This window comes from Streptomyces sp. WM6378 (genome assembly GCF_001279695.1).
Lineage (GTDB): Bacteria > Actinomycetota > Actinomycetes > Streptomycetales > Streptomycetaceae > Streptomyces.
Window position 1 is genome coordinate 26,236 of the sequence record NZ_LGDD01000342.1, and the last position, 6,000, is coordinate 32,235.

The window sequence follows — 6,000 nt, forward strand, 5'->3', positions numbered from 1 at the left end:
ACGGCTGCTTCCGGTTCGAACTTTACGTCAACTTTGCTGGCGCGGGGCGCCCGGGAGGGTGACCTGGATCCGGCAGCCGCGTGCGGATTCGGCCACGCCGATCCGGCCACCGTGAAGATCCACCGCCCAGCGCGCGATCGCGAGGCCGAGTCCGGTGCCGCCGTCGCTGCCCGGGCCGTGCGGGGAGGGCGCGGTACCGCGGTTGAACCGCTCGAAGACCCGGTGCCACTCGGACTGCGGGATGCCCGGTCCCTCGTCCAGGACCTCAAGATCGAGCGACTCGGGCTGCGGGCCGCGCCGGGCCCGTACGGTCACGCGGCCGTGCGGCGGGGAGTGCTTGACCGCGTTGTCGATGAGATTCGCCACGACCTGGTGCAGCCGCTCGGCGTCCGCGTGCGCGGTCAGCTCGGGCGGCGAGACGTCCAGGTGGAGGTGGACGTCGGCGCGCTGGTGGTTGCCGGAGCCCGAGGACAGCCTGCGCTGGGCGGCCGCCAGGTTGGCTTCCTTGAGGACGCCCGACAGGTAGGGCCACACCTCGAAGCGGTGGGCCCGCAGCGTCACCACGCCGTTGTCCAGGCGGGACAGGTCGAGCAGGGTCTCGACCAGGCGGCCCAGGCGCTCGGTCTGCTTGAGGGCCGTGCGCATCGTCTCCGGGTCGGCCGCGGAGACGCCGTCCACGACGTTCTCCAGGACCGCGCGCAGCGCCGCGATCGGCGTGCGGAGCTCGTGCGAGACATTCGCCACGAGTTCCTTGCGGTGCCGGTCCACGGCCTCCAGATCGTCGGCCATGCGGTTGATGGTGCCCGCGAGGTCGCCGAGCTCGTCGCGGCGGTCGGCGCCGCGCACCCGACGCGTGTAGTCCCCGTGCGAGATGGCGCGGGCGACGGTGTTCATCTCGTCCAGCGGGGCGGTGAGCCCGTGGGCGACGAACTGGGTGATCAGCAGGGTCGCTATCACCGAGAAGACCGTGATGAAGCGGAGCTCGGTGCGGGTCTGCAGGGCCACCATGAGCAGCCCGGTCGTGATGAAGACGGAGACCACGACCAGCGTGCCGAGCTTGGTCTTGATCGATATGGAGACCGACCGCAGCCCCGCCACGACCTGGCCGCGCAGTACGCGCCTGGTCCTGGCCCACCCGCCGCGCCTGGCCGGCTCGTCCCAGCCGGGCCGCTCGCCGCTGCCGCGCAGCTGCCGGGCCCGGTCTCCGGCCCGGCTCATGGCGCGGGGGTCTCCAGCGCGTAGCCGACGCCATGGACCGTACGGATGCGCTCGGCCCCGATCTTCCGGCGCAGCGCCTTGATGTGGCTGTCGACGGTGCGGGTGCCGGACGCGTCGGCCCAGTCCCACACCTCGGCGAGCAGCTGCTCGCGGGACAGCACGGCGCGCGGCGTGTTCGCCAGGCAGCTCAGCAGGTCGAACTCGGTCGGCGTCAGGTGGACGTCCTCGCCGCGCACCCGTACCCGGCGCTGCGCGTGGTCGATCTCCAGCTCGCCGAGGCGCAGTATGCCCGTGCGCGGCGTGGTGGCGGCCAGCGCGGCCCGCTCCACCCGGCGCAGCAGGACGTGTACGCGGGCCGCGAGCTCGCGCATCGAGAACGGCTTGGTCATGTAGTCGTCCGCGCCGACGCCGAGCCCGACGAGCATGTCCGTCTCGTCGTCGCGCGCCGTCAGCATGAGGACCGGCACGGGCCGCCTGGCCTGGACCCGGCGGCAGACCTCCAGGCCGTCGAAGCCCGGCAGCATGATGTCGAGGACCATCAGGTCCGGCTGCCAGGCCTCGGCCGTGTCGACGGCGGCGGGGCCGTCGACGGCCGTTTGCACCTGGAAGCCCTCGGCCCGCAGACGGGCCGCGATGGCGTCGACGATCGTCGTGTCGTCCTCGACGACCAGCACCCTGCGCTGGGCGCCGGGGGTCGCCGCGACGCCGTTGTGGCCGGTGTGTGTCTGCTCCATCGGTTGCCCCGCCCTGACTGTGCTCGCCCGGGGATCCGTGGGGTGATCCCCTGTGTCGGTCAGAGACTAGAGGCACTTTCCGTGTCTCGGCTACGCAGGGCGAACGCCGAGATGGACCACGTCAGGGACGCCCCGGGCAACTCGGATCTCTTTGGTATGTACCCCAGTGAATCCGGCATTCCGGAGAGCCTGTTCAAAGGCGGCGGACGGCTGCGCGGACCACACGGCGAGCACCCCGCCGGGGCTCAACCGCCGTGCGCAGTGGGCGAGTCCGTCCGGTGAGTACAGTCCGCCGTTGCCCTCGGTGACGGTCCAGTCGGGCCCGTTGTCGATGTCGAGGCAGAGCGCGTCGAAGGTGTCCTGTGCCGTACGTACGTAATCGACCAGATCGGCGGGGATGATCCGGGTACGCGAATCGGACAGGGCCGGGCCGGAAATGGCGCCAAGTGGACCTGCCCGGTGCCAGTCGATGATGGCTTGTTCCCTCTCCACCACGGCGATTTGGCCCCAGCGGGGGTCCTGCGCCGCATGTGCGAGCGAGAAGCCGACGCCGAGTCCGCCGATGAGAACGGAGGGGCCGGTGGAGGCTGGCAAAAGTGTGTCGTACGCCGCATCGACGAGAAGGCGTTCCGAGCGGCCGTCCGACGTGTCCATGAGGAAGCACCCGTTGGCGATGATCTCGAAATGGGGCCCGCGCCGACGCAGCACGACTTCCCCGTGGGGCCCCTGGCGCCGGTCGAGGGTGGTGATGTCGTCCATGCCGTCGTCCATGCCGCAGAGGATGCCGGGTCCGGCGGCGCGGCGCACGCGAGTCGCCCCCGACGCTCAGGAAGCGTCAAAGGTTGTCCGGTGTGGCGCACGCCATAGACGGGGCAGGAGTCGTTCACCGAAGGTGAGCCGTTGGAAGACGTAGCGAGTAAGGAACGCGGGCCGCAGAGTTACAAGACGCAGCACTCAGCGCTCAGCACACGAACCACGGAACACGGCCGAAGATCACGGGCGTGGCTTGATTCGGGACGCGCAAGCACCGCGTCCCGGGGGAGGGGCCTCACCCGGTGCACCCGCTCGAAACCCGCCGTCCCGCCACGGCGGAAGGCCCCTTGCCGGCGGCCCCGCTCGACTCGATGCCCGCCCGGCTCGACGCGATACCGGCCCAGCGCCCGAATCCGGAGCCCGCGAACGCTCCGACCCCCGGCGCCTCGGGCGCACGGGGCCGGCTCGCCCGGGCCGGCCGGCTGCTCCCCTCCCCGACCACGACACCGTTCGCCTTCGGCTACGCGGTGCTGCTCCTGGTGACCTCGCTGTACACCGACTACGGCGATCCGGACACGGTGGACACCCTGCTCCAGGCGTCCAGCACGGATGTGGCCCACCTGTCGACGGCACCGGTCCTGACGATCTTCGCGAGCGCGCTGTGGATAGCGGGAGGCATCGCCTCGCCGTATGCCGTGGTCTTCATCTTCGTGCTGGCCGCGCTGGAACGCCGGATCGGCGGCTGGCGCACGGCGGGCGTGTTCCTCCTCGGCCACGTGGTGGCGACCCTGGTCACCGAGATTCCGGTCGCCCTCTCGGTGCTGGCCGGCCACCTCCCCGAAAGCTCGCTGCACCGCCTGGACTACGGCATCAGCTTCGGCCTGATGGCGACGGTGGGCGCCCTGACGGGCCTGCTGACCCCCCTGCTCCGCTGGACGACCCTGACCGTGGTGGGCGCCCTCCTGGTGGAGGACCTGCTGGACATGACAGAACCCCTGGCGGCCTGGGGCCACCCGGTGGCCCTCCTGGTGGGGGTGGCGTGCTGGCCGGGCGTGCGGCGGGTACGGAACGCGGCGGCGGCGAGCTGAGGGGCGGTCGCGCCCTCACTCCTCCGGCTATCCCTCCGCCGGCTCCTCCGTCGGCCTGAAATACAGACTCGCCATCGGCGAGCGCGTCTCCCAGCCCAGGGCCGAGTACAGGGCTTGGCCCTCCGGGGTGCCGACCAGGATTCCCCCGGTCGCGCCCGACTCGTATGCCGTGTTCTGCAGGGTGCGCATCACCAGGCTGCCCAGGCCCCGGCGCTGGTGCGTGGGGGCGGTTTCTATCTGGTCGGCCACCGCTGTCCGGCCCGTCGGAGCGATCTGGCCGCGGGCCGCGAAGTGGCCCTCCGTAGTACGGACCAGGACTCGGGTCACGCCGCCCCGGGTCCAGGTCGTGAGGGTGTAGCCGACCGGGACTTCGGGGCGTTCGGCGGTCAGCGGGATCGTCATCAGGTAGCCGGGCTGGTCGAATTGCCAGCCCTCGGTCAGCCACGGCCGCACGGTGTCGTCCTCGGCGAACAGCTTCAGCCACGTGCCGGGTGCGCTCGTGGCAGCCGCCAGCGTGCGGACGTCCGCCTCGGCGGGCGCGGGCAGCACATGGCGCGACACGTGGTTGGCCTGCCCGGCGTCGATCGTCCAGCCCCAGGGGCGGTCGATCGGGTCGGAGGTCCCGCGCGAAACGATCCAGCCGTCGATCCAGGCCCGTACCAGCGTGCCGATGGTGGCTCGATCCGGTGCTGTCGCCGCCGTCGACGTCATTGCTGCCCCCTGGGTTTGGTAATAGGTGAAGTGGCTGGCTGAACCTTACCGTTCCTGATCGTCCCTGTCCCCGCCTTGGCGGGACTCCGTTACTTGATACTGGTGTCGCCGAGGGCCTCCAATACCTGACGCAGGCTGTCGGCGGCCTTCTCGACCAGCTCGCGGTCCACGTCGGCGAGGAGGCGTGCGTGGCTCGACAGGTGGTCGTCGAAGGCGGCCCGGGTGACCTCGTGCCCGCGCTCGGTGAGGCGGATCTTGACGGTGCGCCGGTCCTCCCCGTCGCGCACCCGCTCCACCAGGCCCTTGGCCTCCATCTTGTCGACCCGGTTGGTGATCGTGCCGGAGGACACCATCGACGCCTTGAGGAAGGTTCCGGCGGTGAGGGCGTAGGGCGGCCCGGAGCGCTTCAGCGTGGTGAGGACGTCGAACTCGCCCACATCCAGGCCGTGTTCGGCCGCCGTCGCCTTGATCGACTTGTCGATCGCCAGGGCCAGCCGCTGTACGCGCCCGACGAACTGCACCGACCAGAGGTCGTCCACGACCTCGGGGCGCTCCTTGCTCCACTGGTCGACGATCTTGTCCACGACGTCGCTCATGGCCGCCACTCCTCTCGATTCCGACTCTTTCGGGCAAAACCATATCAGTGCTGGTTCTCTTAGTTTCGAGATACTTGATTCCGAGAGTGTCAGATGCTTTTATCTCACTACCGAGATTGCTGAGTCTGAACGACAGGAGCACCCGATGTCCGGGCCGACCCACGAGCTGACCCTCCACCCCGCCGCTCAGGACCTCCTCTTCCGCGAGGCGCGCACCGCCAACACGTTCACCCCCGAGCCGGTGACCGAAGAGCAGGTCCAGGCGGTGTACGACCTGGTCAAGTACGCCCCCACCGCGTACAACCAGTCGCCGCTGCGGGTGGTCCTGGTCCGGTCCGCCGAAGCCCGCGGGCGGCTCGTGGACCTCATGGCCGAGGGCAACCGGCCGAAGACCGAGGCCGCCCCGCTGGTCGCGATCCTCGCCGCCGACAGCGAGTTCCACGACGAACTCCCGGCGCTGCTCCCGCACTTCCCGCAGGCCAAGGACCTCTTCTTCGCCGACCGCACGGTCCGGGAGGAGTCCGCGCTGCTCAACGCGACGCTCCAGGCGGCGTACTTCATCCTCGGCGTGCGGGCCGCGGGCCTTGCCGCCGGGCCGATGACCGGGTTCGACTTCCCCGGCGTGCAGAAGGAGTTCCTCGACGACGACCACACCCCGTTGATGGTCGTGAACATCGGCCGCCCGGGACCGGACGCCTGGTACCCGCGCTCGCCCCGGCTCGCCTACGACCAGGTCGTCACTACGGCCTGAACGGCCCCGACCCGGCCCGAGCCATTCGAACCGCCCCGCCCGAACCACTCGGGCCCCCTGAGGCCCAACCGCCCCCGCCGCGCCACGTCCTGGAGCCGTCCACCATGTCTGTGCCCACCCCGACCCGCCCCCGCGCCGCCATGCCGGCG

Annotated in this window: 7 protein-coding genes; 2 read left to right on the top strand and 5 right to left on the bottom strand. The window is 70.8% G+C overall.

The annotated features are described in order from the left end of the window. Nucleotides 1-27: 27 nt before the first annotated feature. From ADK54_RS39465 to ADK54_RS39475, 3 genes are all read right to left on the bottom strand, one after another. Complete coding sequence (locus tag ADK54_RS39465) at nucleotides 28-1,218, bottom strand: HAMP domain-containing sensor histidine kinase (RefSeq protein WP_234392399.1); 1,191 nt, start codon at nucleotides 1,216-1,218, stop codon at nucleotides 28-30. Further along, a complete protein-coding gene (locus ADK54_RS39470) occupies nucleotides 1,215-1,952 on the bottom strand; it encodes a response regulator transcription factor (RefSeq protein ID WP_053730675.1) in 738 nt (245 codons plus the stop codon). The genes ADK54_RS39465 and ADK54_RS39470 overlap by 4 nt, the downstream gene beginning before the upstream one ends. Nucleotides 1,953-2,042: 90 nt before the next feature. Then, on the bottom strand, nucleotides 2,043-2,723 hold the full coding sequence (locus ADK54_RS39475; RefSeq protein WP_107090734.1) for a spermidine synthase: 681 nt from the start codon (nucleotides 2,721-2,723) through the stop codon (nucleotides 2,043-2,045). A gap of 284 nt (nucleotides 2,724-3,007) precedes the next feature. Here ADK54_RS39475 and ADK54_RS39480 point away from each other — a divergent pair, with 284 nt between their 5' ends. Beyond that, nucleotides 3,008-3,793 carry a rhomboid-like protein gene (locus ADK54_RS39480; protein WP_078966994.1) on the top strand — a complete coding sequence of 262 codons (786 nt, stop codon included), beginning with the start codon at nucleotides 3,008-3,010 and terminating at the stop codon, nucleotides 3,791-3,793. Nucleotides 3,794-3,820: 27 nt separating this feature from the next. Here the strand turns inward: ADK54_RS39480 and ADK54_RS39485 are convergent, their stop codons facing one another. Both ADK54_RS39485 and ADK54_RS39490 read right to left on the bottom strand, forming a co-directional pair. Continuing rightward, nucleotides 3,821-4,504: a GNAT family N-acetyltransferase gene (locus ADK54_RS39485; protein WP_053730676.1), complete on the bottom strand. Its 684-nt coding sequence runs from the start codon at nucleotides 4,502-4,504 to the stop codon at nucleotides 3,821-3,823. 89 nt (nucleotides 4,505-4,593) lie between these two features. Beyond that, nucleotides 4,594-5,100, bottom strand: a complete 507-nt coding sequence (locus ADK54_RS39490) for a MarR family winged helix-turn-helix transcriptional regulator (RefSeq protein ID WP_053730677.1) — start codon at nucleotides 5,098-5,100, stop codon at nucleotides 4,594-4,596. A 145-nt stretch (nucleotides 5,101-5,245) separates the two neighbouring features. Here ADK54_RS39490 and ADK54_RS39495 point away from each other — a divergent pair, with 145 nt between their 5' ends. After that, on the top strand, nucleotides 5,246-5,851 hold the full coding sequence (locus ADK54_RS39495) for a malonic semialdehyde reductase (RefSeq protein ID WP_053730678.1): 606 nt from the start codon (nucleotides 5,246-5,248) through the stop codon (nucleotides 5,849-5,851). The last annotated feature ends 149 nt before the right edge of the window (nucleotides 5,852-6,000 follow it).